The organism is Blattabacterium sp. (Cryptocercus kyebangensis) (assembly GCF_003226855.1).
GTDB lineage: Bacteria > Bacteroidota > Bacteroidia > Flavobacteriales > Blattabacteriaceae > Blattabacterium.
In genome coordinates this window covers 508,631-533,104 of sequence record NZ_CP029820.1, presented here as the reverse complement: position 1 = coordinate 533,104, position 24,474 = coordinate 508,631, and the positions used below count along the sequence as shown (strand labels likewise).

Annotated in this window: 27 protein-coding genes, 3 tRNA genes, 1 other RNA gene and 1 pseudogene; 14 read left to right on the top strand and 18 right to left on the bottom strand. The window is 26.2% G+C overall.

The annotated features are described in order from the left end of the window. The first annotated feature begins 20 nt into the window (after positions 1–20). Positions 21–755 (top strand): CDP-alcohol phosphatidyltransferase family protein, encoded by a 735-nt coding sequence (locus DM815_RS02650; RefSeq protein ID WP_110509184.1) that lies wholly within the window; start codon positions 21–23, stop codon positions 753–755. 5 nt (positions 756–760) lie between these two features. After that, positions 761–1,528: a 3'-5' exonuclease gene (locus tag DM815_RS02645; RefSeq protein WP_110509182.1), complete on the top strand. Its 768-nt coding sequence runs from the start codon at positions 761–763 to the stop codon at positions 1,526–1,528. A gap of 20 nt (positions 1,529–1,548) precedes the next feature. Here the strand turns inward: DM815_RS02645 and htpG are convergent, their stop codons facing one another. The 5 genes from htpG to rpmB all read right to left on the bottom strand — a co-directional run bounded on the left by htpG (position 1,549) and on the right by rpmB (position 5,080). Then, complete coding sequence (gene htpG, locus DM815_RS02640; protein ID WP_110509180.1) at positions 1,549–3,393, bottom strand: molecular chaperone HtpG; 1,845 nt, start codon at positions 3,391–3,393, stop codon at positions 1,549–1,551. A 78-nt stretch (positions 3,394–3,471) separates the two neighbouring features. Next, positions 3,472–4,467 carry a signal recognition particle-docking protein FtsY gene (gene ftsY, locus DM815_RS02635; RefSeq protein ID WP_110509178.1) on the bottom strand — a complete coding sequence of 332 codons (996 nt, stop codon included), beginning with the start codon at positions 4,465–4,467 and terminating at the stop codon, positions 3,472–3,474. Between the two features lie 30 nt (positions 4,468–4,497). Continuing rightward, positions 4,498–4,662 (bottom strand): DUF4295 family protein, encoded by a 165-nt coding sequence (locus DM815_RS02630; RefSeq protein WP_110509176.1) that lies wholly within the window; start codon positions 4,660–4,662, stop codon positions 4,498–4,500. 2 nt (positions 4,663–4,664) lie between these two features. Further along, a complete protein-coding gene (gene rpmG, locus DM815_RS02625; RefSeq protein ID WP_110509174.1) occupies positions 4,665–4,847 on the bottom strand; it encodes a 50S ribosomal protein L33 in 183 nt (60 codons plus the stop codon). A 5-nt stretch (positions 4,848–4,852) separates the two neighbouring features. Further along, positions 4,853–5,080 carry a 50S ribosomal protein L28 gene (rpmB, locus tag DM815_RS02620; RefSeq protein WP_110509172.1) on the bottom strand — a complete coding sequence of 76 codons (228 nt, stop codon included), beginning with the start codon at positions 5,078–5,080 and terminating at the stop codon, positions 4,853–4,855. A 124-nt stretch (positions 5,081–5,204) separates the two neighbouring features. On the opposite strand from rpmB, the gene DM815_RS02615 reads away from it, so the two are divergent. From DM815_RS02615 to DM815_RS02605, 3 genes are all read left to right on the top strand, one after another. Next, positions 5,205–5,921 (top strand): YebC/PmpR family DNA-binding transcriptional regulator, encoded by a 717-nt coding sequence (locus DM815_RS02615; RefSeq protein ID WP_110509170.1) that lies wholly within the window; start codon positions 5,205–5,207, stop codon positions 5,919–5,921. Further along, positions 5,921–6,212: RNase P RNA component class A (gene rnpB, locus DM815_RS02610), an RNA gene on the top strand. Before DM815_RS02615 ends, rnpB begins: the two co-directional genes overlap by 1 nt. Positions 6,213–6,217: 5 nt before the next feature. Then, positions 6,218–6,303, top strand: a tRNA-Ser gene (locus DM815_RS02605). Here the strand turns inward: DM815_RS02605 and DM815_RS02600 are convergent. From DM815_RS02600 to rho, 3 genes are all read right to left on the bottom strand, one after another. Further along, positions 6,304–7,473 (bottom strand): DNA recombination protein RmuC, encoded by a 1,170-nt coding sequence (locus DM815_RS02600; protein ID WP_110509168.1) that lies wholly within the window; start codon positions 7,471–7,473, stop codon positions 6,304–6,306. Positions 7,474–7,516: 43 nt separating this feature from the next. Then, positions 7,517–7,589 (bottom strand) — tRNA-Met (locus DM815_RS02595). A 57-nt stretch (positions 7,590–7,646) separates the two neighbouring features. Then, positions 7,647–9,200, bottom strand: a complete 1,554-nt coding sequence (gene rho / locus DM815_RS02590; protein WP_110509166.1) for a transcription termination factor Rho — start codon at positions 9,198–9,200, stop codon at positions 7,647–7,649. A gap of 128 nt (positions 9,201–9,328) precedes the next feature. Between rho and DM815_RS02585 the strand changes: the two genes are divergently transcribed. Beyond that, a complete protein-coding gene (locus DM815_RS02585; RefSeq protein WP_110509164.1) occupies positions 9,329–9,739 on the top strand; it encodes a DUF4293 family protein in 411 nt (136 codons plus the stop codon). A 68-nt stretch (positions 9,740–9,807) separates the two neighbouring features. Further along, positions 9,808–10,929: a peptide chain release factor 1 gene (prfA, locus tag DM815_RS02580; RefSeq protein WP_110509162.1), complete on the top strand. Its 1,122-nt coding sequence runs from the start codon at positions 9,808–9,810 to the stop codon at positions 10,927–10,929. Here prfA and accC read toward each other — a convergent pair. From accC to rpmF, 3 genes are read right to left on the bottom strand one after another with little or no spacing between them, the layout of a single operon-like run. Then, positions 10,898–12,268, bottom strand: a complete 1,371-nt coding sequence (gene accC, locus DM815_RS02575) for an acetyl-CoA carboxylase biotin carboxylase subunit (protein WP_110509160.1) — start codon at positions 12,266–12,268, stop codon at positions 10,898–10,900. The genes prfA and accC overlap by 32 nt on opposite strands. A gap of 21 nt (positions 12,269–12,289) precedes the next feature. Then, the gene (accB, locus tag DM815_RS02570; RefSeq protein WP_110509158.1) at positions 12,290–12,757 is read right to left on the bottom strand and encodes an acetyl-CoA carboxylase biotin carboxyl carrier protein; all 468 of its coding nucleotides are present in this window, start codon (positions 12,755–12,757) and stop codon (positions 12,290–12,292) included. Positions 12,758–12,800: 43 nt separating this feature from the next. After that, the gene (gene rpmF / locus DM815_RS02565; protein WP_110509156.1) at positions 12,801–12,983 is read right to left on the bottom strand and encodes a 50S ribosomal protein L32; all 183 of its coding nucleotides are present in this window, start codon (positions 12,981–12,983) and stop codon (positions 12,801–12,803) included. Positions 12,984–13,107: 124 nt separating this feature from the next. Between rpmF and proS the strand changes: the two genes are divergently transcribed. After that, on the top strand, positions 13,108–14,580 hold the full coding sequence (gene proS, locus DM815_RS02560; protein WP_110509154.1) for a proline--tRNA ligase: 1,473 nt from the start codon (positions 13,108–13,110) through the stop codon (positions 14,578–14,580). On the opposite strand, the gene DM815_RS02555 is transcribed toward proS, so the two are convergent. Further along, a complete protein-coding gene (locus DM815_RS02555; protein ID WP_110509152.1) occupies positions 14,577–15,521 on the bottom strand; it encodes a dihydroorotate oxidase in 945 nt (314 codons plus the stop codon). The two genes, proS and DM815_RS02555, sit on opposite strands and share 4 nt — an antisense overlap. Positions 15,522–15,603: 82 nt before the next feature. On the opposite strand from DM815_RS02555, the gene pyrF reads away from it, so the two are divergent. Then, complete coding sequence (pyrF, locus tag DM815_RS02550; protein ID WP_110509150.1) at positions 15,604–16,971, top strand: orotidine-5'-phosphate decarboxylase; 1,368 nt, start codon at positions 15,604–15,606, stop codon at positions 16,969–16,971. Positions 16,972–17,134: 163 nt separating this feature from the next. Beyond that, complete coding sequence (locus DM815_RS02545; RefSeq protein WP_110509149.1) at positions 17,135–17,716, top strand: MarC family protein; 582 nt, start codon at positions 17,135–17,137, stop codon at positions 17,714–17,716. 11 nt (positions 17,717–17,727) lie between these two features. Here DM815_RS02545 and DM815_RS03270 read toward each other — a convergent pair whose 3' ends face one another. Genes DM815_RS03270 through fbp form a run of 3 tightly spaced genes read right to left on the bottom strand, consistent with a single transcriptional unit; the run spans position 17,728 to position 19,092 of the window. Continuing rightward, a complete protein-coding gene (locus DM815_RS03270) occupies positions 17,728–17,904 on the bottom strand; it encodes a hypothetical protein (protein WP_410491985.1) in 177 nt (58 codons plus the stop codon). After that, on the bottom strand, positions 17,901–18,095 hold the full coding sequence (locus tag DM815_RS02535) for a hypothetical protein (RefSeq protein WP_110509145.1): 195 nt from the start codon (positions 18,093–18,095) through the stop codon (positions 17,901–17,903). Before DM815_RS02535 ends, DM815_RS03270 begins: the two co-directional genes overlap by 4 nt. A 7-nt stretch (positions 18,096–18,102) precedes the next feature. Beyond that, the gene (fbp, locus tag DM815_RS02530; protein ID WP_110509143.1) at positions 18,103–19,092 is read right to left on the bottom strand and encodes a class 1 fructose-bisphosphatase; all 990 of its coding nucleotides are present in this window, start codon (positions 19,090–19,092) and stop codon (positions 18,103–18,105) included. Positions 19,093–19,315: 223 nt separating this feature from the next. On the opposite strand from fbp, the gene DM815_RS02525 reads away from it, so the two are divergent. Further along, positions 19,316–20,083, top strand: a complete 768-nt coding sequence (locus DM815_RS02525; RefSeq protein WP_110509141.1) for a lysophospholipid acyltransferase family protein — start codon at positions 19,316–19,318, stop codon at positions 20,081–20,083. Then, positions 20,080–20,561 (top strand): annotated as a pseudogene (locus DM815_RS02520) (ribonuclease HI). Before DM815_RS02525 ends, DM815_RS02520 begins: the two are co-directional and overlap by 4 nt. Here DM815_RS02520 and DM815_RS02515 read toward each other — a convergent pair. Further along, positions 20,554–21,351 carry an RNA methyltransferase gene (locus DM815_RS02515; protein WP_110509139.1) on the bottom strand — a complete coding sequence of 266 codons (798 nt, stop codon included), beginning with the start codon at positions 21,349–21,351 and terminating at the stop codon, positions 20,554–20,556. The pseudogene DM815_RS02520 and the gene DM815_RS02515 sit on opposite strands and share 8 nt — an antisense overlap. Positions 21,352–21,364: 13 nt before the next feature. Between DM815_RS02515 and DM815_RS02510 the strand changes: the two genes are divergently transcribed. Continuing rightward, positions 21,365–21,790 carry a deoxycytidylate deaminase gene (locus DM815_RS02510; RefSeq protein ID WP_110509138.1) on the top strand — a complete coding sequence of 142 codons (426 nt, stop codon included), beginning with the start codon at positions 21,365–21,367 and terminating at the stop codon, positions 21,788–21,790. A gap of 174 nt (positions 21,791–21,964) precedes the next feature. Next, a tRNA-Leu gene (locus DM815_RS02505) sits at positions 21,965–22,047 on the top strand. 20 nt (positions 22,048–22,067) lie between these two features. Here DM815_RS02505 and ureC read toward each other — a convergent pair. Both ureC and DM815_RS02495 read right to left on the bottom strand, forming a co-directional pair. Beyond that, a complete protein-coding gene (gene ureC, locus DM815_RS02500; RefSeq protein ID WP_110509136.1) occupies positions 22,068–23,774 on the bottom strand; it encodes an urease subunit alpha in 1,707 nt (568 codons plus the stop codon). Further along, positions 23,771–24,400, bottom strand: a complete 630-nt coding sequence (locus tag DM815_RS02495) for an urease subunit gamma (RefSeq protein ID WP_110509134.1) — start codon at positions 24,398–24,400, stop codon at positions 23,771–23,773. Before DM815_RS02495 ends, ureC begins: the two co-directional genes overlap by 4 nt. Between the last annotated feature and the right edge of the window lie 74 nt (positions 24,401–24,474).

Below are 24,474 nucleotides of genomic sequence, written 5' to 3'. Positions count from 1 at the left end.
TTTTAGAATATCATATATCCATGAAAAAAATCATAAAAATCATTCCAAATATTTTTACTTTATTGAATTTATTTTTTGGGTGTATTTCTATTATTTTTTTACAATCAAAACTTTTTGAATATTCGGCTTTTTTTACTATATTTTCATTGATTTTTGATACTTTAGATGGATTTCTATCTAGATATCTGAAAATAGAAAATAAATTTGGTAAAGAATTAGATTCCTTAGCGGATATGGTTTCTTTTGGTTTAGTTCCATCGATAATAGTTTTTCTTTTATTTAAAAATATAAATGGGAATCAAAAAATAATACCATTCATAGAATGGTCTTCTTTTTTGATTCCCATATTTTCCGCATGGCGTTTAGCTAAATTTAACATAACTTATCATATGGATAATAAAAATTATGGTTTGACCACTCCAGTGAATACTATATTTTTTACTTCTTTATCTATTATAATGAAATATAAACCAAGTAAAAATATAAATATTGCAATAAAAGAAATTGTATTTTCTCCTATTATAATATTTTTTATGATTTTTTTTTCCTGTTATTTTTTAATAACTAAAATACCTATGATTTCCTTTAATTTTTATGGTTTTTCTTGGAAAAGAAATAAAAAACGTTATTTATTTTTACTAATTAGTATATTTCTTTTATTAACTTTACATATGGTAGCTATTCCATGCATTGTCATTTTATATATCATAACTTCAATTTATTTTCATAGATTTAATAGAAAAAAATTACATTAGAAAACATGAAACTACAACTTTATCGTCCTATTTGTTTCTTTGATATAGAAGCTACAGGAATAAATATTGGAAAAGATAGAATTATAGAAATATCTATATTGAAAATATTTCCAAATGGTAAACAAGAAGATAAAACTTGGCTTATTTTTCCTGAAATACCTATACCACCACAATCTACAGCTATTCATGGAATTAAAGATGAAGATGTAGAAGGAAAATTACCATTTAAAAATGTAGCGATTCCTATTCTAAAAATGATTGAAAATACGGATTTAGCAGGTTATAATTCTAATAGATTTGACATTCCAATTTTAGTAGAAGAGATGCTACGTGCAGGAATTCCTTTCGATATTAAAAAACATAATACAATAGACGTACAGGTAATCTTTCACAAGATGGAACCTAGAAATCTTTCTGCTGCTTATAAATATTATTGTAGAAAAAATCTTATAAAGGCACATAGCTCTAAAGCAGATACATTTGCTACGTATGAAATATTACTTGCTCAATTAGAAAAATATGAAGATCTAAAAAAAGATGTGAAAAGTCTAAATAAATTTTCTCATCAAAAAAATATAGCAGATCTTGCTGGTTTTCTAAAAATAGATGAAAATGGGAATGAAATATTCAATTTTGGAAAATACAAAGGAGAAAAAGTATTCAAAATTTTTGAAAAAGACCCAAATTATTATGATTGGATACAAAATTCAGATTTCCCGTTATATACAAAAAAAGTATTGACAAGTATTAAACTAAGGAAATTTAATATTTAATAATAAATAACTGATTTTTTTTATTGAGTAAGCTCTTCTATTTTTTTTGAAATAAAAAAAATTAGATTTTTTCCTTTTAATAAATTTTTTGATAAAAGTGTTAGATTTAAAGCCTCTTGAATAAGTTCTTTTTTACTTTCATTACATGGGTTCCTTAATATTTTCTTCATTAAAAGATGATTTGTATTTACAATCAATTGATAAAATTTTTCTTTATCATTTTTTATAATATCTCTTCCTATCGTAGTAATTTCTCTCATTCTTCTTAGAAATTCTGGTATGATGATTAAAAAAGGAGGATCTTTTTTAGATAAGTTTTCCAATTTTACGGAAAACTCATATTCTTTTATTAAATTTTCATTTACAATATTTTTTAAATCTTCTTTTTCTTTTTCCGAAAGTTCAGAAGAATATTTCTCCTTTTTTTTATCGATTAATTTATCAATATGATCTGAATCTACACGAACAAAAGAAATATCTTTATGAGTGATTTCCAATTTTTGTATTAAATGGACTGTAAGTGGACTATTTAAAATCAAAACTTCATAAGTTCTGTATTCTGCATCTTTAATATAACTATATTGTTTTTCTTTATCCGAAGTATAAAGAAAAATAATTTTTCCATCTTTGTTTTTTTGAGAATTTTTTATTTTTTCTTTTAATTCCTCTAAAGTAAAAAATTCTCCATTTATTGTAAGATAAATGAAAAAATTATTAGCTTTATCAAAAAAACTTTTTGTACTGATCATTCCATATTCTATGATAATTTTTATGTGCTCCCACTTTTTTTGAAAATTTTTTCTATCTTTTTTAAACATAGAATGAAGTTTATCCGCAACTTTTCTTGTAATATATTTTGATATATTTTTTACTGATGTATTAGACTGAAAATGAGAACGTGAAACATTCAGAGGGATATCTGGAGAATCTATAACTCCTTTTAATAAACTTAGAAAATCGGGAACGATACCTTCTAATTTATCCGTGATATAAACTTGATTTTTATATAAATGAATTCTACCTTTTTGAACATCCATTTTATTTTCTATATTTGGGAAATATAAAACGCCCGTCAAATGAAAAGGATGATCTATGTTTAGATGGGCCCAGAATAAAGCATCTTCCACCTGTTTTGGGTATAATTCATGATAAAAACTTAAATAGTCTTTATCACTTAAATAAATAGGATTTTTTTTCCAAAGAGGATCAATATTATTGATGATAACTTCTTTTTCTTCTTCTGAAAATAAGGATATAGGAACAGGCATAAATTGACAATATTTATGAAGTAATTTTAAAATACGATTGTATTCTAAAAATTCTTTACTATCTTCATTAATAAATAAAACGATTTCTGTTCCTCTTTCTCTTTTTTTAGTTTTTACCATGCTGAATTTTGGGGTTCCGTCACATGACCATAATACTGTAAATGAATCTTTTCTATAAGATTGAGTAATAATAATTACCTTTTTTGCTACCATAAAAGAAGAATAAAATCCCAATCCAAAATGACCAATAATAGAAGATGTTGGATCTTGATATTTTTGAATAAATTCCTCCGCTCCAGAAAAAGCTATTTGATTTATATATTTTTCTACTTCTTCTTTTGTCATTCCAATTCCATTATCAATAATATGAATAGTTTTATTTTTTTTATCTATTTTTACTTTAATTTTCAGTAAATTATCATCCATAACCTCATCTATTTCTATCTCTTTTACTCTTTCCAGAGTTTTTAATTTTAGAATAGCATCCGTAGCATTGGAAACTAGTTCTCGTAAAAAAATTTCTTGATCAGAATAAAGGAATCTTTTTATAATGGGAAAAATATTATCTGAAGTAACACTAATCTTATCCTTTTCCATAATTAAAAAATTTTAATGAAAAATATAGCAAATAGAAATAACAAAGACTATCCCTTTTTAAGGGTAAAAGACATAATGTTAGTTGTCCTGGATTATATCTTCTTTAGTAGTACTAATAAAAAAAGAATCAATAAATTTTTTACCATCAAATTCTTTCAAATCTTGTATTTTTTCTCCTATTCCAATATATTTAATAGGTATTTTAAATTGATCCATGATTCCTATAACGACTCCCCCTTTAGCAGTGCCTTCTAATTTTGTTAATATTATAGAAGAAACTTTCACAAAAGAAGAAAATTTTTTCACTTGTTCAAAAGCATTTTGACCCGTTGTAGCATCCAAAACAAGCATAATTTCATGAGGAGCTTCAGGTATTACTTTCTTCATCACTCTACTTATTTTAGAAAGTTCTTCCATCAGTCCAATTTTATTTTGCAATCTACCAGCTGTATCAATCAATACTACATCCGTATTTTTAGATTTTGCAGATTGCAAAGTATCGTACGCTACAGAAGCTGGATCCGCTTGCATATGTTGTTGTTTTATCAATGGAATATTCACTTTTTTTGACCATATTTCAAGTTGTCGTATAGCAGCTGCACGAAATGTATCCGAAGCACCTATAATTAAATTAAATCCTTTTTTTTTTAAAAAAAATGCTAATTTACCAATTGTTGTGGTCTTCCCTACTCCATTTACTCCAATCATCATAATTACGTATGGTTTCTTTTCATATTTTATTGTTCGTTCTAAACTTTCATTTTTAATAACATCCATAAAAAGAACTTTCATTTCTTCTTTCAAGAATTCATATAATTTTTGATTGTCTTCATATTTTTCCTTTTTAATTCTTTTTTCAAGATTATTAATTATTTTTATGGTAGTTTTTGTCCCTATATCCGAAGATAATAATATCTCTTCTATATGATCTAAAACATCTATATCTATCTCAACTTTCAATTTTGATTTTCGGAAAAAAATATTTTTTACTCTAGAGAAAAAGGATTCTCTAGTCTTTTTTAATTCATGATCGAATGCTACTTTTATTTCCTTTTTTTTTGGAGGCGAAAACATTTTTACTGACTGAATTTAAATAATCAAAAATTAATTTTTATCTTTATGATGGAAAAATTTATCCACTTCATTATCGGTTATGATTTTATTTTCAAAAGTGTAAAAACCAGATTTTTTAGATTTAATTATTCGGATAGCAAGAATCATCTTTTTAGAATTTTTTTTATTTTTATCTTCTACAATTTTTTTAGACATACTTATTTTATTTCCTTATAAATTGTGTATTTTCTCAATCTTGGATTGTATTTTTTTAATTCTATTCTATTTGGAGTATTTTTTTTATTTTTCGTAGTAATATATCTATAGGAACCCGGAATTCCAGTCTTTTTTTGTTCAGAACATTCCAATATTACTTGTATTCTATTTCCTTTTTTTCCCATAATATTTAATATTTATATTTAAAACGTTTTAATGTATTTTCAATTCCAATTTTATTAATCAATTTAATAACAGAAGTACAAATTTTTAAAGTAATCCATTTTTTTTCTTTTGTTAAAAAAAAACGTTTTTTGCATAAATTTATATTGAAACGACGTTTATTTTTATTGTTAGCATGAGAAACTCTATTACCTACCATTGCCCTCTTTCCTGTAAGTTCACAAACTTTTGACATAATTATTTTTTTTATTAAATTGCTTTTCCAATTTTTTATTTTATAGTTAGTGATCTTCTAGCGAAGATAGATAAAAAAAATCTGTTTATTCAAAAGAACTTTATAAAAAATTATAAAAATTTCCATGTCAGGACATAGCAAGTGGACAAATATACAACATAGAAAATCTAATCAAGATTTTAGAAAATCTAAAAAATTCTCTAAAATTATTAAAGAAATTTCTATGGCAGTTAAAGAATCAGGATCAAATAAAAATTCTTTTCGTTTAAGAAAAGCTATTATCAATGCAAAATCAATAAATATTCCCAAAATTACTATAGAAAAAGCTATACAAAAAGCTTCACAAACTAATACAAATAATTACAAAAATTTAAATTTAGAGGGACAAATAAAAGGGATTAGTCTAATTATAGAATGCATGACGGACAATAGTATTAGAACTACTTCCAGTGTGAAAATTTTTTTTAACAAAAATGGAGGAAGATTATTTCATAATGGAGAGTTGACTCATTTATTTAATCGGATAGGTTTTTTTTCGATAAAAAAAAAGGATATTCCTTATTCAATGGATAATTTTGAACTGATGTCCATAGATTTTGGAGCAAAGGATATCAGAAAGGATGAAAAAAAAATGTATATCTATACAGATTTTGAATATTTTGGTTTTATGAAAAATAATTTTGAAAAATTAAAAATTTTTCATAGTTCTATAGTAAAACGAATAGCTAAACATCCTAAATTTCTTTCCGAAGAAAATGGTAAAAAAATTTCAAATTTTATTGAAAAACTTAAAGAAAATAAAAATATAAAAAATATTTACTCCAATATGGTAATAAAATAAAAGTAAGACGTCCTATCGCATTAAAAAAAATGAGGAAAGTCCGGGCACCATAGAGCAGTACAATGGATAATCCCCATCCACCGTAAGGTGAGGAATAGTGCAACAGAAAGAAAGTACAGATAATATTGCTGTAGTGAAATCATGTAAACTCTGTACGGTGAAATGCCATATATACCGGAAAACTGACTCGGTTGATACCGGGGGGTAGGCAGATAGAGATAGTGGGTAACCAGTATCCTAGATAAATGATAGGTATAAAAACAGAATCCGGCTTATAGTCTTACTTTTATTGAATAGGAGAGATGGCCGAGAGGATTAAGGCGCACGCCTGGAAAGCGTGTTCACTAAAAAAGTGTCAAGGGTTCGAATCCCTTTCTCTCCGCTAATAATTCTCTATATCTCTTAATTTTTTTTCAATTAAATTTTTCCTAACTCCCATTACTTTATCTATATCTTTGGCTGCTGATTGCAATTTATCTTGTGCTTGATGAAGCAATGATCCAAATTTTGTAAATTCTTTTTTTACAGTTTCTAAAATTTTCCATACTTCAGAACTTTTTTTCTGAATAGCTAAAGTACGAAATCCGATCTGTAAACTATTTAACATAGCCGCTAATGTAGAAGGCCCTGTAATTACAATTTTATATTTTCTTTGTAATTCTTCTAATAAGCTTGAATTTTTCACTATTTCAGCATATATTCCTTCAAAAGGCAAAAAAAGAATGGCAAAATCAGTAGTATTTGGAGGATCTATATATTTATCCTTAATATCCTTAGACATTTTTTTAAGAACAGATACCATATTTTTTTTAGCTATTTCTATATTTTTTTTTTCTCCTAAATTATAAGCCATTTGTACTTTTTCATAAGTTTCTTTTGGAAATTTTACATCAATCGGTAACCATATAATATTTCCATCTCCAAGTCCTGGAAGCTTAATAGCAAATTCCACTACAAAATTTGTATTAGATTTAGTAACTACGTTACAGGCATACTGTTCTGGGGATAGAATCTGTTGTAAAAGCATAGATAATTGCATTTCACTAAAACTTCCACATATTTTCACATGATTTAAAGTTCTTTTCAAAACATTTACATCCTGTGCTAAATTTTTCATATCTCCCAACCCTTCCTGTAAAAAAGACAATTGATTCCCAATTATTTCAAAAGATTTACCCAAATGTACATTCAAAGAATTTTGAAGTTTTTCATTCACATTTTCTTTGATTTCTTCTAATTTTTTCTCTGTCATTCTAACCAGTTTTTCTTGTTCTAAATGAATAAAATTTAATTTATTAGATTGACTTTCAATATAAAATTGAATTTTACCATCAATAGAATTTTGAAAATCTATTATAGATTGTATAATTCCATTCTTAATTTCTTTTAAAGAATTTCCAAATTCAATTATATCATATTGAGACATTTTTTGGATTTCATTTCGATGATCTTTTAACTTTTCCATCAAAAAGAATTCCAACTTTCTAAAAAAATAGATGAATATAAAAAAAATAAAACAGCATAAAATTCCAAAATAATAATAGAATATCATAAACAAAAAAAGTATATTAAGAATTTTATGAAGCTAAAAAAAATAGCGGGAATAGGACTCGAACCTATGACCTTCGGGTTATGAGCCCGACGAGCTACCAACTGCTCCATCCCGCGATTTTCATAATATAATGTTTTTCAATCACAAAATCAAATACCCATAAAAAATTATTATCATCCATTCATTGATATTAAAAATTCTTCATTGTTTTTAGTTCTAGACATACGTGATCTTAAAAATTCCATGGCTTCTACTGGATTCATATCGGAAAGATGTTTTCGTAAAATCCACATTCTTTGCAAAGTATTTGTATCTAACAATAGATCATCTTTCCTTGTACTGGATGAAACAAGATCAATAGCTGGATAAATTCGTTTATTAGAAATTTTTCTATCTAATTGAAGTTCTTTATTTCCAGTTCCTTTAAATTCTTCAAAAATAACTTCATCCATTTTTGATCCTGTATCAATCATAGCAGTAGCAATAATAGATAAAGATCCTCCATCTTCTATATTTCTAGCCGCTCCAAAAAACCTTTTTGGTCTATGCAAAGCATTGGCATCTACTCCTCCTGACAAAACTTTTCCAGAGGCAGGAGAAACAGTGTTATATGCACGTGCTAAACGTGTTATAGAATCTAATAATATCACAACATCATGAGAACATTCTACCATTCTTTTAGCTTTTTGTAATACAATATTAGCTACTTTTACATGTCTATCTGCTGGTTCATCAAAAGTAGAGGCGATTACTTCTCCTTTAACATTTCGTTGCATATCTGTAACTTCCTCTGGTCTTTCATCAATAAGTAAAATAATCAGATAAACCTCTGGATGATTAGCCGCAATTGCATTAGCTATTTCTTTTAATAAAGTAGTTTTTCCTGTTTTTGGGGGAGCTACAATCATACCTCTTTGTCCTTTTCCTATTGGTGTGAAAAGATCTACTATTCTTGTAGAAAGAGTAGCGTTTTTTTCAGCTAGTTTAAATTTTTCATTTGGAAAAAGGGGAGTTAAATGTTCAAAAGAATCTCTTTCTCTTACAAAAGAAGGATGTCTTCCATTTATTTCAAGAATTTTAATTAAAGGAAAATATTTTTCTCCCTCTTTAGGAGGACGAACTTCTCCTCTTATAGTATCTCCTGTTTTCATTCCAAAAAGTCTAATTTGAGATTGAGAAACGTAAATATCATCAGGAGATGATAAATAATTAAAATCAGAAGATCTTAAAAATCCATAGTTCTCTTGCATAATATCTAGTACTCCTTCACTAATTATAATTCCCTCAAATTCATATTCAGGAGTACGATATTTATTGGATACTTTTTGTAAAACACCACTTTCTGTCCCAATAGTAGTTTGAAATTCCGATCTATCAATTTTTTTCCAACTTGGAAAGTATTTTTTTTGATATTTACCAGTTTCTTCTGGAATTTTGGGGGATATCTTTAAATGTTCCTTAGAAAAGGATTTCTTTTTTTCATTAATATTTTCTGAAAATAGTATCTTGGATTCTATTTTTTTTCGAATTTTAAATCCTTTTTTTAATAAAGAATTTTCTATCTTTGAAGAAGACATTGTAGGAGATTTTTTTTTCTTTAAAATGGAAATTATTTTTTCTAGGAGTTCGTTTTTTCGTAATTGTGTACATTTTTTTAATCCTGAAGAACGAGCAATCTCCTGTAATTCAAAAAGTTTTTTACTTTTTAATTCAGTAATATCATACATAAAGTAATTGGGTTAGATTTTATATATGCCAATTTTGGCTTTTAAGATAGTATCTCTTCTCTATAAATGCAATTATACAAATTAATTTGAATTTCAATTAAGAAATTATAAAATATTTTTTTAATCTTATGTTATACCGAATACAAACTTTTTATTTATTTCTATCCATATTAATTTCTTCTACTTCTTTATACATTTATTCTTATGAACAAAAAGAAATAAAAAATTCCTTTTTTCTAGATAAAATATTTTTAATTTTTTTGATTATAGCTTTAATTTTATCTATTATAAGTCTTCTTTCTTTTCAAAAAAAAGAAATACAAATTTTGTGTAATAATTTAAATATACTTATAAATAGTGCCACTTTCATATACATTCTTTTTTTTTCGTATTATTATAAATATTTTTTAATAAAAAAAAACTTTATTCTTCTTATACTTTCTCTTCTTATATTATCAACGATATTATTTTTGTATCTTTCTAATAAAGAAATAAAAAGAGATATAGAATCAATTCGTTCTATGAATAGAATACGATAATAAATATCGGAAATCATAAACAAATAATTAAGAATAAGCATATTTTTTTCACTTAATGAAAAAAAAGAATGAAAAAAACTTCATTGATTAATAAATTTGAAGTCTTTGAAAAAGAATTTCAAAAAATATCAAATTCTATTTTAGAGCCTAAAATTATATACAATCAAAAAAAATATAAGATATACTTGAAAAGATATCGAATATTGAAAAATATAATGAATCTTTATGAAAGATACAAAAAAAAATTATCCTCTCTTCAAGAAGCGAACGATATTTTAAAAAACGATTCTGATCCTGAAATGAAAGAAATAGCTTCTTTAGAAAAAAATCAAATTTTAGAAGATTTATTTTCTATTGAAAAAAAATCATATAATATTCTATTTTCTAATACAAATACAGAAGAGAACAATGAGGACCATAGAAATGCAATTGTAGAATTACGTTCTGGAACAGGAGGAAATGAAGCATGTCTTTTCGTAGAAGATATCCTACGAATGTATATAATGTATTTTAAACAAGTAGGTTGTAAATATGAAATTATAAATGTTCAAAAAGGAGGAATTAAAGGATACAAAGAAATAATTTTAAATGTAAGTGGAAATAATATAAAAGGAGGAGTTTATGGAAATTTAAAATTTGAATCTGGAGTACATAGAGTGCAAAGAATTCCAAAAACTGAATCTCAAGGTAGAATACATACATCGGCTATCACAGTGGCTGTTCTACCTGAAGTAAAAGATATAGAGATGAACATCCATTTATCTGATATAAAAAAAGATACATTTCGATCTAGTGGTGCTGGAGGACAACATGTAAATAAAACAGAATCCGCTGTACGGTTAACTCACTTGCCAAGTAAAATTACAGTAGAATGTCAAGAGGGACGCTCTCAACATAAAAATTTTGAAAAAGCTATGAACGTTTTACGATCACGTCTTTATCAAAATGAAATGGAAAAACAATCCAAAGAACGATCTATAAAAAGAAAATCTTTAGTCTCTACAGGAGATAGATCCGTAAAAATACGGACCTATAATTATCCTAAAAAAAGAGTAACAGATCATAGGATTCATAAATCCATCCATGATCTTGTAGGATTCATGAATGGAAATATTCAAGAAATGATTGATTTTTTAAAATTTTTTGAAAAAAAACAAATTAACAATTTGAATGATCATTGTCAAATTTAGAATCTAAGTGAAGTTTTTTTAAAAAATTTGTATTATAATTTCCTTTTAAAAAATCATTATTTTGCATAAGTTGTCTGTGAAAAGGAATAGTAGTACGAATCCCTTCTATTACAAATTCTTCTAAGGATCTACGCATTTTTTCAATAGTTTCTTTTCTACTTTTTGCAGTGGTGATTATTTTTGCAATCATAGAATCATAATAATGTGGGACTCTATATCCAGCATAAACATGCGTATCTATTCGTACTCCTTTACCTCCTGGAAAATGTATTTGAATAATTTTTCCAGGAACAGGACGAAAGTCTTGATAAGGTTCTTCTGCATTAATTCTACATTCTATTGAATACATTTTTGGATAATAATTTTTTCCAGAAAGTTTTTTCCCATAAGCTAAAAAAATTTGTTCTTGTACAAGATCTAACCCTGTTATTTCTTCGGTAATAGTATGTTCTACTTGAATTCTTGGATTCATTTCCATAAAATAAAAATTCCTATTTTTATCTACTAAAAATTCTATAGTTCCGATCCCTTCGTAATGAATAAATTCAGCTGCTTTTACAGCTTCTTCTCCCATTTTTTTTCTCAAAGAAATGGTTAGAAAGGGCGAAGGAGCCTCTTCTACCAATTTTTGATTTCTTCGTTGAATTGAACAATCTCTTTCGGATAAATGACAGGATTTTCCATATCGATCGCTAATTATTTGTATTTCTATATGTCTTGGATCTATAATTAATTTTTCTATATAAATATCTGTTTTTCCAAAACATGCTAAAGCTTCTTTTTTCGCTTCTTCCCAAGATTTTTTTAATTTTTTTTTATCTAAAACAGATCGTATTCCTTTTCCTCCACCTCCATAAACTGCTTTAATAATAATAGGATATCCTATTTCTTCTGCTATTTTTTCTACTTCCTTATAAGAAGATTCAACAGAACAATCCGATCCAGGTAAACACGGAATTCCAGCATTTTCCATAGTTTTCTTAGCTGATATTTTATTACCCATCTGAATTATTTGATTTGGAAGTGGTCCTATAAATTTAATTCTATGTTTTATGCACATAGATGAAAAATAGGCACTTTCGGATAAAAATCCATATCCAGGATGAATGGCATCTGCATTAGTAATTTCAGCAGCAGATATTAAATTTGGAACATTTAGATAAGATTGATAAGAATAAGGAGGGCCAATACATACAGCTTCATCCGCGAAATAAACATGAAGACTATATTTATCTGCAGTCGAATAAACAGCTACTGTTTTTATTCCCATTTCTTTAGCTGTTCGTATAATCCGTAAAGCAATTTCACCACGATTAGCTATTAATATTTTTTTGAACATATATTTATTGGAATTAAAAGACTAATAATCAGGATCTAAAAGAAATAAAGGCTGATCATAATCAACTGGAGAAGAGTCCTTTACAAGAATTTTAATAATTTTTCCATCTACTTCAGATTCTATATCATTAAATAATTTCATGGCTTCTATTACACAAACTTTTTTCCCTATTTTTATTTTATCTCCAACATTAACAAAAGGATCTTTATCTGGATGTGGTCTACGATAAAAAGTTCCAATCATAGGAGACTTAATGGTTATATAACGATTTTTTTCTTCTAATTTAGAAAACCTATCGGAAAAATCAGAAAGATGAGAAGATATTCTTCTATTATTATTGGAAAAAATAGGATTCAATGGATTTTTTTTCTTTTTTCTAAATATTTTATTTTTAATATGAATTTTTGTTTCTCCTATTTTGATCATTATTTCATAAATATCAGACTTAGAAATAAATTGAATAAGCGATTTAATATTTTTGTAATCCATAAATTTTTCTATATAATTATCTATATAATTAAATAAATATGGATTATTTTTCTTTCAATACCTTTTTCCCTCTGTAATAAAGGTTTTTTTCATACCAATAAGCGTTATGATATAAATGCTTTTGATGAGTCAAAGAACATTTAACTAATAAAGGTTCCTTTATTTTTAGATGAGTTCTTCTTTTATTTTTTCTGGATTTAGATTGTCTTCTTTTAGGATGTGCCATGATAATATAACGTATCGATTGATTTAATTAATTACTAATTTAGAAATAAAATCAAATGTATATATAAAATAATTTTTTTATATTTATCATATCCTTTTGATTTTCAATATTACTAAAAATCAATATGCATCAATTAACTAAACGTAATAAGGATTATTCCAAATGGTATAATGATATTATCATTAAATCTGAATTAGCAGAATTTTCTGGAGTCCGTGGATTTATGATTATTAAACCATATGGATTCTCTATATGGGAAATAATGAAAGAAAAATTAGACAAAATGTTTAAAGAATCTGGGCATAAAAATGTTTATTTTCCCTTACTAATTCCTAAATCTTTCTTTTCAAAAGAACGAAAACATATTGAGAATTTTTCGAAAGGATGTGCTATAGTAACCCATTATAAGTTGAAAAAAAATAAGAATCAAGAAAAATTAACGATTGATCCAAAATCTAAATTACAAGAAGAATTAGTAATTAGACCTACTTCTGAAAGTATCGTATGGAAAACTTACAGACGTTGGATTCATTCTTATAGAGATCTTCCTATTCTTTTTAATCAATGGGGAAATGCTATAAGATGGGAAATGCATACTCGTTTATTTTTAAGAACTTCTGAATTTTTATGGCAAGAAGGTCATACTGCTCATTCTACAAAAAAAGAAGCTATAGAAGAAACTAAAAAAATATTAAATATTTATACACAATTTTCAGAAAATTTTATGGCTATTCCTGTATTGAAGGGAATAAAACCTTATATGGATAAGTTTTCTGGATCTGTAACTACTTATTGTATTGAAGCACTTATGCAAGATGGAAAAGCTCTACAAATTGGGACTTCCCATTTTCTGGGACAAAATTTTTCAAAAGTTTTCGATGTAAAATTTACTAATCAAAATGGGGAAAAAGAATACGTATGGTCTACCTCTTGGGGAGTATCTACTAGATTAATAGGTGGATTAGCAATGTTACATTCAGATGATCACGGGTTGATCTTACCTCCAAGAATAGCACCCATACAAACTGTTATTATTCCTATATATAAAAACAAAAAAGAATTAGTTAAGATAAATGAAATAGTTGAAAAAATTCAAAAAATTTTTAAAAATAAAGGAATTAGTATAAAATATGATAATAGAGAACTTTTTACTCCAGGATGGAAATTTCATGAATATGAAATGAAGGGAATTCCCATAAGGATTAGTATTGGAAAAAAGGAAATAAAAATGGAAAAAGTAGAAGTGTTTAGAAGAGATACTTACGAAAAAGTACATATATCTTGGAATAATTTAATAAAATTGATTCCAGAACTTCTTGAAAAAATCCAAAAAAATATTTATCAAAAAGCTTTAAATAGAACAAAAAAATTAACTATTATATCAGATAATTATGAAGATTTTAAAAAAAAAATAAAGGATACAGGTGGTTTTATTCTGGCTCATTGGGATGGTAAAATTAGTACGGCCAAAAAAATTCAAAAAGAAACAGAAGCTACTATACGTTGTATTCCTATTCCAAATGAAAAAAAAATTGGAAAATGTATTTATTCTGGGTCCCCTTCTAATCAACGAGTTATTTTTGCTAAATCTTACTAAAAATCATTTAATTTTCCTTTAAAACTATTTATAGATGAATAATTTTTCTTTTTTAGAATAGAAATTAATTCCTTGATTAATCTATCAAATACAGGAATCCCTTCTTTTAAAAATTGAGTTCCAATCTGGACTGCAGATGCTCCACACAATATATATTCAAATACGTCTTTTCCAGTACAAATACCTCCACATCCTATTATAGGGATATCTTTACGAAGATAAGTATAAAATTTACGAACATTAGCAAGTGCAAATGGTTTTATAGATAAACCTCCTATTCCACCAAATCCTTTTTTTGGATGAATTACTACAGATTCTTGATTTATATCAATATAAATCCCATTTGGTAAACTATTGATACAAGTAACAAAAAAAATAGGGTATTTATTTAATATAAAAGCCATTTTTTTAAAATGAAAATCTTCAAAATAAGGAGGTAACTTAACTCCTAAAGGTTTTTTATAGAATTGAAATATATTTTCTAAAAAATCCGAAATCTTAGAAAAATCGTAACCCAATATTTTATCTCTTTCCAATATATTTGGACAAGATAAATTTAATTCTATAGCATTAATATTTGAAGAAAGATTCGCTTTACGAAGAATAATATAGTTTTCTTCGATAGAAAGACCTGATATAGATAATAAAAAAGGTTTTTTAGAATTTTTTTTTTCTAAAAAATCTAAATAAAAATCTATTCCAAGATTTGGCAATCCCATAGAATTAATACTTCCTCCCTTCCATTCAAAATATCTTGGTTTTAAATTTCCCTTTCTTGGTGTCATAGTACAACTTTTTGTCACAACAGCTCCTGAAGAACTAATCATAAGATTGTAAAGTTCTTTTTCTGTACAACATAGAATCCCTGAGGCATTCATGATACATGATGAAAATTTTATTCCATTTATATTAGTGGAAATATCTATTTTTTTCATAATCATAACATATATTGTGTAATATTACAAACGAATCCTAAAAGTATAAAATTATAAAATTTTTAACTTTACCAAAAAAGGTTTCCTTATGAAGGAAAAAGAACAGTTTTTTTTAAAAATTTATAATTTAGGGATTATTAAATTTGGTCATTTTACCTTAAAAAGTGGAATGAATTCTCCCATATATATAGATTTCAGGCCAATTGCTTCTAGACCAGATTTATTAATAAAACTATCGGATCTTCTTTTAAATGAAGTTCCATCTCATACATTTGAATTAATTTGTGGAGTTCCCTATGCGGCTTTACCTATAGCTACTACTTTATCCTTAAGATCTAATATTCCTTTAATTATTAAAAGAAAAGAAAATAAAGGTTATGGAACAAAAAGAATGATAGAAGGAATTTACAAAAAAGGACAAAATTGCCTTCTCATAGAAGATGTAATCACTAGTGGAGATAGTTTGTTAAAAACTGTAATAGATATTGAGAAAGAAGGATTGATTATAAAAAATATTTTATCTATTCTTGATCGTGAACAAGGAGGAATAGAAAATATAAAAAATAGAGGATTTAATATACGATCTTTATTTCGTATAGGAGAAGTTTTAAAAATATTAGAAAAGAAAAATCTTTTGAAAAAAAAAGAAATACATATAATTCAGTTTTTTTTCAAAAAAAAAAATATAAAAAACATTCAGGAAAAACGTATTTCTTATGAAGAAAAAAAAGAAAAAATTTATCATCCAATAGGGAAAAAACTTATTGATATAGCATTGAAAAAAAAAACTAATTTGATCGTTTCAGCAGATTTAATACATTCTGAAAAAATTTTAGAGTTGGTAAATTTAATTGGGGATCAAATTTGTGGATTAAAACTTCATGTAGATATTATTAGTGATTTTTCATTTTCATTCATAACCTTTCTTAAAAAAATTTCTGTAAAAAAGAAATTTTTGTTATTTGAAGATCGAAAATTATGCGACGTAGGACCTACTAATTATCTTCAATTACATCATGGAATCCATAAAATTTCTTCTTGGGCAGATGTGATCACAGTACATGTACTTGCAGGAAGTGAAAGTATAAAAAATTTGAATATTCCTTCTAATATTGGGTTAATTACTATATCTGAAATGTCTTCTTCTGGAAGATTATCTGATGATAACTATATAAGAAAAGCATTAAATATTTCTTTGAAAAATTCAAAAGTAATTGGAACAGTAGCACAAAGAAAAGTTGACAATAGATTATTATTATTTACTCCTGGTATACATTTTTCTGATTCAAGAAAAAACTATGAAGGGAATCTTTACATTCATCCTAATCAAGCTTTTATAAAAAACAATAGCGATTTCATTATTGTTGGAAAAGCTATTTATCAATCCGATAATCCAAAAATAGTTGCAGAAAAATATAGAGAAGCAGGATGGAAAGCATATGAAAATAGCTTTTAAAAAAGTAAGAAAAATGAAAAAAAAAATCTATTTAAATTTTTTTTTTAAAAATAATAAGAATGATTGTATTTTTGTTTAATTTGTGGTTAAATATAGGATTATTATATACATATAATAATCCTATATTAACTCTATTAAAAAATTTTATGAATATATTTTGAATATGGAATGGATAAATTCATTAATAAGTTGTTTTATGATACTTTTTAGTATTATAGATATACTAGGAAATGCCCCTATAATTATGGGGTTTAAATCTAAAGGGAACCTCATAGATACTAAAAAAGTAATAATATCTTCTTTTGTGATATTTTTATCTTTTTTATTTTTAGGACAGCCTATGTTAAAAATTATTGGTGTAGATATCTATTCTTTTTCTGTAGCAGGATCTATAGTTTTATTTTTAATTGGGCTAGAGATGATATTAGGTGTAGATATTCATAAAGTAACCAAAAATGCTCAAACTTCTATCGTTCCAATAGCCTTTCCACTTATAGCTGGACCAGGATCTTTAACCACTTTAATTTCATTAAGGACAACTTATAATGTGAACATTATTCTTTTATCTTTAATTCTTAATATGATAGTGGTTTATTTTGTTATAGATAGATGTGATTTTATTGCTAAAACAATAGGAAATAATGGATTAGATATCCTAAAAAAAATATTTGGAATAATTTTACTAGCTTTTGCAGTAAAAATATTTGGAGCGAATGCAGGTCAATTATTTCAACAAGGATTATGATCCATTATTATTTATTCCCATTGGATTATATCATAAAATATTTTTTTCATAGAATGATTAATTTCTTCGAATTTTGGTAAAATCACTCCTTTATAAAGGAAAACAATATGATAGCTTTTATATTTCTCTTTTTTTTCTTCTAAAATAAATTTGTTCAATAAAAAAGCAGATCGTAATAAACGTTTTATTCTATTTCTATGAACCGATTTTTTAAAATTTTTTTTTTTACTAAAGTCCCAATTAGTTTTATTCCTTCCTGATATTTTTTATTTGAATGTAAGAGTACGTATGTATAAATTGGAAAAAAAAATAAGGATTTTCCGTATTTAATGGTATTAATAATATTTTTTTCTCCTTTTCCTTTTAATTGAACTTTCATATTTTACTTATGGATTTATAAATTCTTCTAATTTAGAAACCATACCTACAGGTCCACAAATAAATGGCGTTCTTTGATGTAAATTTGAAGGTTCTATATCTAGAATCCTTTTTTCCCCATCAGAAGCTTTTCCACCAGCTTGTTCCGTTAAAAATGCCATAGGATTACATTCATAAAGTAATCTCAATTTTCCTTTTGGGGAATATGCTGTTTTAGGATAAATATAAATACCACCTTGTATCATATTTCTATGAAAATCTCCTACTAAAGAACCAATATAACGTGCTGTATAAGGACGATTCCCTTCTTTTTCTTGACAATATCTTATAAATTTTTTTATTTCATTAGGAAATCTAGCATAATTTCCTTCATTAATAGAGTAAATTCTTTCTATTTTAGGAAAACGAAGATTCGGATGAGATAAATAAAAGGTACCAACAGAAGGATCCAAAGTAAAACCATGGACTCCATTACCTGTAGTATATACTAATATTGTAGATGATCCATAAATAATATACCCTGCTAAAATTTGTTGATTACCTCTCTGTAAAAAATCTTCCATTGTTAAATTCATAGAAGATTTTCTCCTATATACTGAAAATATAGTCCCAATGGATACATTTACATCTATATTAGATGAACCATCTAGTGGATCTATTAAAACAATATATTTTTTTTGAAAAGAATTTTCTTTTTCTCCCTTTAAAACTATAAAATCTTTGCTCTCTTCTGAAGCTATTCCACAAACTATATTTCTACTTTTAAAGGATTCTATGAAAACTTTATGTGCAAAATTATCCAATTTTTGTTGATTTTCTCCTTGTATATTAGTAATTCCAGAACTTCCTATAATTTCTTCTGTTAACCCTGCTTTATTAACTTCCTTATTAATAGCCTTAGCCGCTAGCTTTATAGAACTAAATAAACGCAATAGTCCTTCTGTAGAATACGAAAAACGATCTCTATTTTCTATAATAAATTCTCCCAATGTATACATGTATTAGGAAATACTTGATATATAAATATCAGATTTTTTTTATAAAAGAATTATACAATTTTTATAGAAAAAAAATTTCTTGAACTATTTTTTAAACATTAAAAAAAAAGTTTTAAATTTTTTAAAATTTATCTTCAAATAGTAAAAAAAATAAAAAAAAATACATTATGATAAATCATAGGGTGATGAGGAATTACAACATATTCATTAATTTCGTTAATTAATGAAAGTTATTCAAGCATCATTAATATTATTATGGCGTGTATGGTTTTTTCTAATAAATATATTTCTAATACCATTATTGGCAGGAGCTTCTATCCCATTTCTTTTTAAGGATAAATATTATTATATCGCATATTGGTTTCACCAAATTTGGGCTAGAAGTAATCTTTTTCTCATGGGTTTTTGGTATGTATTAGAAAAAGATAAAGAAATTTTAGATAAAAAAAAACAATACATGATTATCAGCAATCACAGTTCTATCATGGACATTATGTTGATTTATTCTTTGATGAGAAATCATCCTTTAGTTTTTGTAGGAAAAGAGGAATTAGCTAAACTTCCTTTTTTTGGATTCGTTTATAAACGAAGTAATATATTAATAAATAGAAAAAATTTATCTAGTTGTATGCAAGTATTTAAACAAATACAAAAAAAAATAGATTCTGGAAAAAGTGTCTGTCTTTTTCCAGAAGGTGGAGTTCCTCATCCCTCTATTTTATTAGATCATTTTAAGAGTGGGGCTTTTTATATAGCCATAATAAAAAAAATAGAGATTATTCCATTTACTATAGCTGATATAAAAACAAAATTTCCTAGATCTCCTATAAAAGGAGGACCTGGAAAAATACGAATAAAACAACACCATTCTATTTTAACAAAAAACTTATCCTTAAAAGAAAAAAACTTTCTAAAAGAAAAATGTTTTAATTTAATCCAATTTCAATTAGAAAAATTTGAACGTGAAAAAAATAAACCGATAAATTCGTGAATAAAAAAATTCATATTTACACTGACGGATCTTCTAAAGGAAATCCTGGTCCAGGAGGATATGCTATTTTTATAGAAATAGCCGGGACTTCTTATTGGAAAGTTATTTCCGAAGGATTTCGTTATACAACTAATAATAGAATGGAACTATTAGCCATAATAGTTGGTCTAGAAAAAATCACGAAAAAAAAACAAAATATTATTGTTTTTACTGATTCTAAATATATAATAAATTCTATTCAAAAAAATTGGATTTTTAAATGGGAAAAAAACAACTTTAAAAAAAAAAAAATGTGGATTTATGGATACGATTTTTAAATTTATTTCATAAACATTTCATTATTTTTCAATGGGTTAAAGGACATCATCTTCATTATATTAATGATTATTGCGATCGATTATCTGTAGAAGCTTCAAAAAGTAAAAATTTGAAAATAGATCATGTATATGAAAAACAAAATTTAAAAAAAATTATTTAGAAAACTTACATGTATTTCTTTGTCTAATTATTTCATATATAATTATAGATGTCGCATTACTTACATTCATAGAATCTATAGATCCAAACATGGGAATCGTTATTATTTTATCGGATATATTTAACCATATATTGGATACTCCTTTACTTTCGGACCCTAAAACAATAGCTAAATGTGAAGAAAATTTAGTTTTATATAATGTTTCAGATTTTTTATTATGGAATCCTGTTACTGCAATTTCTATGTTTTTTTCTTGTAACCAATAAATAATTGATTTTATTTTTTCTATAAAAATTTTTTTTGTAAAAACGCATCCTAGACTACATCTAATTACATTAGGATTAAAAATATATGTTTTCGTATTACATAATATAATAAAATGTACTCCTGCTGCATCAGCTGTCCTTAATATAGATCCCAAGTTACCAGGTTTCTCTATTCCATCCAATATAAGAATAAAAGGATTTTTAGGAACTTTTATAGTTTCTAGACTAGAAAATTTTTTTTCCTTAAACAAGGCAATGATTCCACCTGAATTTTTTCTACATGCTAATTTTTGAAAAGCTTTTATATTAATAAAAAAAACAATGTTATTAAACGATTTAATCATATTATATTGATGAAATATATTTTTACATACAAATATTCCTATTGGTCTATAATTTCCTATTATAGCCATTTCAAATTCTTTTACTCCTTCAACAATAAACATTTTATTGTCCTTTTTTTTTTTATAAATTTTTATTAAATTTTTAATTTTTATATTACGTGATCCATATATTTTTTCCATAAAATATATTATAATGAATTGTGAAATTTATAAAAAAAAGGATATCATTTATATGAATAAAGCCATAAAATGGTCTAAATTATCTTATTGCAAAAATAAAAAGGTAGGAGCTATTATAGTTAAAAATAATCGGATTATATCCGATGGATATAACGGAACTCCAAGTGGGTTTGATAATATATGTGAAGATCAATATGGAAATACTAAATGGTATGTTCTACATGCAGAAGCAAATGCCATATTAAAAATGGCTTTTTCTTCGAAATCTTGTAAAGATTCGTATTTATATATTACACATTCTCCATGCAAAGAATGTAGTAAATTGATTCATCAATCTAAAATTAAAAGAGTTGTATATTTACATAAATGTTCCGAAAAAAATGATGGATTAAATTTTTTGAAAAAATCCAAAATTATAATAGATAAACTTATTTATTAAAGTTTATTAAAGATAATCCTTGAAATATATTGACATTATTTTAATTATTTATATTCTATAATACAGATATACATGAAAAAAATCTTATTTCATATGATTAATCATTTTTATCCTACTTTATAATTTATTATAAAAAGATCAAAAAAAAATATATATACTCTAAAAGATAAAAGAATCCAGATGGCGGAATAGGTAGACGCGCTAGACTCAAAATCCAGTGATTTTAAATCATGCGGGTTCGAATCCCGCTCTGGGTATTTTTTTTTATATTATATTATTAGAATAAAAAATATCTTTGAGAAAGAGGTAAAGTATCCGATGGATTGGATCTTATTTTTTCTCCATCTATATAAACGCTATAGGTTTTTGGATCTATCTTTATATCTGGAATCTCTCCATTTAATATCATATCTTTTTTAGATAAACCCCTACATCCTTTTACTATCTTAAGTCGCTTTTTTATTTCATTTTTTTCGATGAACCCATCGTTGATCGCATGTATAGAAATAAAAAGACTACTCAATTTTGGTTCAAAAAAACCAAACATTTTACGATACATAAATGGTTGTGGTGTAGGTATCGTCGCATTAGGATCACCCATACTTGCGTATACGATCATTCCACTTTTTATTACCAATTCCGGTTTTACTCCAAAAAAAGATGGTTTCCATAAAACCAAATCTGCCATTTTACCAAGATGAATTGAACCAACATACTCTGAAATTCCATGAGTAATAGAAGGATTTATAGTATACTTGGAGATATATCTTTTTACTCTAAAATTATCATTCTTATGAGAATCATTATTTAGAGATCCTCTCTGTTTTTTCATTTTATCAGCAGTCTGCCAAGTACGTTTTATTATCTCTCCAATTCTTCCCATAGCTTGAGAATCGGAATTGGTCATACTAATAGCTCCTATGTCATGTAACACGCCCTCTGCACTAATCGTTTCAGATCTAATACGTGATTTTGCAAAAGCAATGTCTTCTGGAATATTAGAATCTAAATGATGACATATCATTAACATATCTAAATGTTCATCGACAGTGTTACAAGTATAAGGCATAGTTGGACTTGTTGATGATGGTAAAACATTAGAATAAGATATGACCTTCAATAAATCAGGAGCATGCCCCCCTCCGGCTCCTTCCGTATGATAAGTATGAATTGTTCTATTTTTAAATATTTTTAAGGTATCCTCCACATAACCTGATTCGTTTAAGGAATCTGTATGAATATTTACTTGTACATCTAATTTTTCCGATACTTCTAAACACTTATCTATAACATATGGAGTACTACCCCAATCTTCATGAATTTTTAATCCACCTGCACCGGCCTTTATTTGTTCAATTAATGCTTCAGGATGAGAACTACTACCACTCGCAAGAAAAACAAAGTTTATAGGAATGTGATCTGTACTTTTTAACATTTGTTGAATATTCCATACTCCAGAAGTACAATTAGTTGCTATAGTACCTGTAGTAGGTCCTGATCCTCCACCAACAATAGTTGTGGTCCCATTTTCTAATGCTACTTCAAATAATTGAGGACATATAAAATGAACATGACTATCGACACTCCCCGCTGTAACAATCATCTTCTCTGAAGAGATCACTTCAGTCCCTACTCCAATATGCATATTGGGATTTACACCATCCATAAAATATGGATTTCCAGCTTTTCCAATACCAACAATAGATCCATTTTTTATTCCAATATCTGCTTTTACGATCCCCCAATGATCAATAATAACGGCATTAGTTAATACTAAATCTAAAACTCCTTCATTTTTCGTTGCCAATGGATGTTGTCCCATTCCATCTCGGATTACTTTTCCTCCTCCAAAAATACATTCGTCTCCATAAATGGTATAATCTTTTTCAATTTCAATCCATAAAGATGTATCTCCTAAACGAATTTTATCTCCTTTTGTAGGTCCATACATACTTGCATAAGATTCTCTATCTATTTTTTTCATATTTTTGTATTTTCTTTTCCAGAAAAACCATAAATTTTTTTACTTCCTCCTATTTCTACCAAAGAAATTTCTTTTTTTTCTCCTGGTTCAAAACGTATAGACCTTCCAGAAGGAATATCAAGTCTATATCCTTTAGTTCCATTTCTATCAAAATGAAGAGAAAGATTGGTTTCATAAAAATGAAAATGAGATCCTACTTGTATAGGACGATCCCCCGTATTAGCAACTATTCTTTTTATACGAGATCTACCAGGGAATAAAACAATATCCTCTTGAAGAAGTTCATATTGTCCTGGAATGAAATTCGATTTTTTTTTAAGTCTTTTTTTAATAGGATTGTGTATAGTTACTAATTTTGTTCCATCAGGAAAAGTGGCTTCTATTTGAACATTATTAATCAATTCATATACTCCATCCATAACTTGACCATCGTGAAGAATATTTCCTGCTTCATACATAAGTTTTTTAACGGTTTTTCCATCACGTGCGCCTTCCATAACATAATGAGTGATTAAAGCTACAGATTCAGGATAATTCAATTTTAATCCTCTTTTCAAACGTTTTTTTGCTAATTCTCCAGCCATGTGTAGAAGAATTTTTTCCTTTTCATAAGAATTTAAGTGCATACTTTCTTTATATTTTTATTCATATTCATAAAAAACGAACATTCTACAAATTTAAAGTTATGAAATATATTTAT

What these genes read in the sequence shown, in the direction of transcription:
- accB (WP_110509158.1), bottom strand. Translation starts at nt 12,757, where the DNA reads ATGGATTACAAAAATATTAAATCGCTTATTCAATTTATTTCTAAGTCT.
- DM815_RS02495 (WP_110509134.1), bottom strand. Translation starts at nt 24,400, where the DNA reads ATGCACTTAAATTCTTATGAAAAGGAAAAAATTCTTCTACACATGGCT.
- DM815_RS02600 (WP_110509168.1), bottom strand. Translation starts at nt 7,473, where the DNA reads ATGATATTCTATTATTATTTTGGAATTTTATGCTGTTTTATTTTTTTT.
- DM815_RS02515 (WP_110509139.1), bottom strand. Translation starts at nt 21,351, where the DNA reads ATGGAAAAAATATATGGATCACGTAATATAAAAATTAAAAATTTAATA.
- rpmF (WP_110509156.1), bottom strand. Translation starts at nt 12,983, where the DNA reads ATGGCACATCCTAAAAGAAGACAATCTAAATCCAGAAAAAATAAAAGA.
- DM815_RS02585 (WP_110509164.1), top strand. Translation starts at nt 9,329, where the DNA reads ATGTTATACCGAATACAAACTTTTTATTTATTTCTATCCATATTAATT.
- fbp (WP_110509143.1), bottom strand. Translation starts at nt 19,092, where the DNA reads ATGTATACATTGGGAGAATTTATTATAGAAAATAGAGATCGTTTTTCG.
- proS (WP_110509154.1), top strand. Translation starts at nt 13,108, where the DNA reads ATGCATCAATTAACTAAACGTAATAAGGATTATTCCAAATGGTATAAT.
- ureC (WP_110509136.1), bottom strand. Translation starts at nt 23,774, where the DNA reads ATGAAAAAAATAGATAGAGAATCTTATGCAAGTATGTATGGACCTACA.
- accC (WP_110509160.1), bottom strand. Translation starts at nt 12,268, where the DNA reads ATGTTCAAAAAAATATTAATAGCTAATCGTGGTGAAATTGCTTTACGG.
- rpmG (WP_110509174.1), bottom strand. Translation starts at nt 4,847, where the DNA reads ATGGGAAAAAAAGGAAATAGAATACAAGTAATATTGGAATGTTCTGAA.
- prfA (WP_110509162.1), top strand. Translation starts at nt 9,808, where the DNA reads ATGAAAAAAACTTCATTGATTAATAAATTTGAAGTCTTTGAAAAAGAA.
- DM815_RS02535 (WP_110509145.1), bottom strand. Translation starts at nt 18,095, where the DNA reads ATGAAAGTTCAATTAAAAGGAAAAGGAGAAAAAAATATTATTAATACC.
- DM815_RS02545 (WP_110509149.1), top strand. Translation starts at nt 17,135, where the DNA reads ATGGAATGGATAAATTCATTAATAAGTTGTTTTATGATACTTTTTAGT.
- DM815_RS02525 (WP_110509141.1), top strand. Translation starts at nt 19,316, where the DNA reads ATGAAAGTTATTCAAGCATCATTAATATTATTATGGCGTGTATGGTTT.
- ftsY (WP_110509178.1), bottom strand. Translation starts at nt 4,467, where the DNA reads ATGTTTTCGCCTCCAAAAAAAAAGGAAATAAAAGTAGCATTCGATCAT.
- pyrF (WP_110509150.1), top strand. Translation starts at nt 15,604, where the DNA reads ATGAAGGAAAAAGAACAGTTTTTTTTAAAAATTTATAATTTAGGGATT.
- DM815_RS02510 (WP_110509138.1), top strand. Translation starts at nt 21,365, where the DNA reads ATGAATTGTGAAATTTATAAAAAAAAGGATATCATTTATATGAATAAA.
- rho (WP_110509166.1), bottom strand. Translation starts at nt 9,200, where the DNA reads ATGTATGATATTACTGAATTAAAAAGTAAAAAACTTTTTGAATTACAG.
- DM815_RS02555 (WP_110509152.1), bottom strand. Translation starts at nt 15,521, where the DNA reads ATGATTATGAAAAAAATAGATATTTCCACTAATATAAATGGAATAAAA.
- DM815_RS02615 (WP_110509170.1), top strand. Translation starts at nt 5,205, where the DNA reads ATGTCAGGACATAGCAAGTGGACAAATATACAACATAGAAAATCTAAT.
- DM815_RS02630 (WP_110509176.1), bottom strand. Translation starts at nt 4,662, where the DNA reads ATGTCTAAAAAAATTGTAGAAGATAAAAATAAAAAAAATTCTAAAAAG.
- DM815_RS02645 (WP_110509182.1), top strand. Translation starts at nt 761, where the DNA reads ATGAAACTACAACTTTATCGTCCTATTTGTTTCTTTGATATAGAAGCT.
- rpmB (WP_110509172.1), bottom strand. Translation starts at nt 5,080, where the DNA reads ATGTCAAAAGTTTGTGAACTTACAGGAAAGAGGGCAATGGTAGGTAAT.
- htpG (WP_110509180.1), bottom strand. Translation starts at nt 3,393, where the DNA reads ATGGAAAAGGATAAGATTAGTGTTACTTCAGATAATATTTTTCCCATT.
- DM815_RS02650 (WP_110509184.1), top strand. Translation starts at nt 21, where the DNA reads ATGAAAAAAATCATAAAAATCATTCCAAATATTTTTACTTTATTGAAT.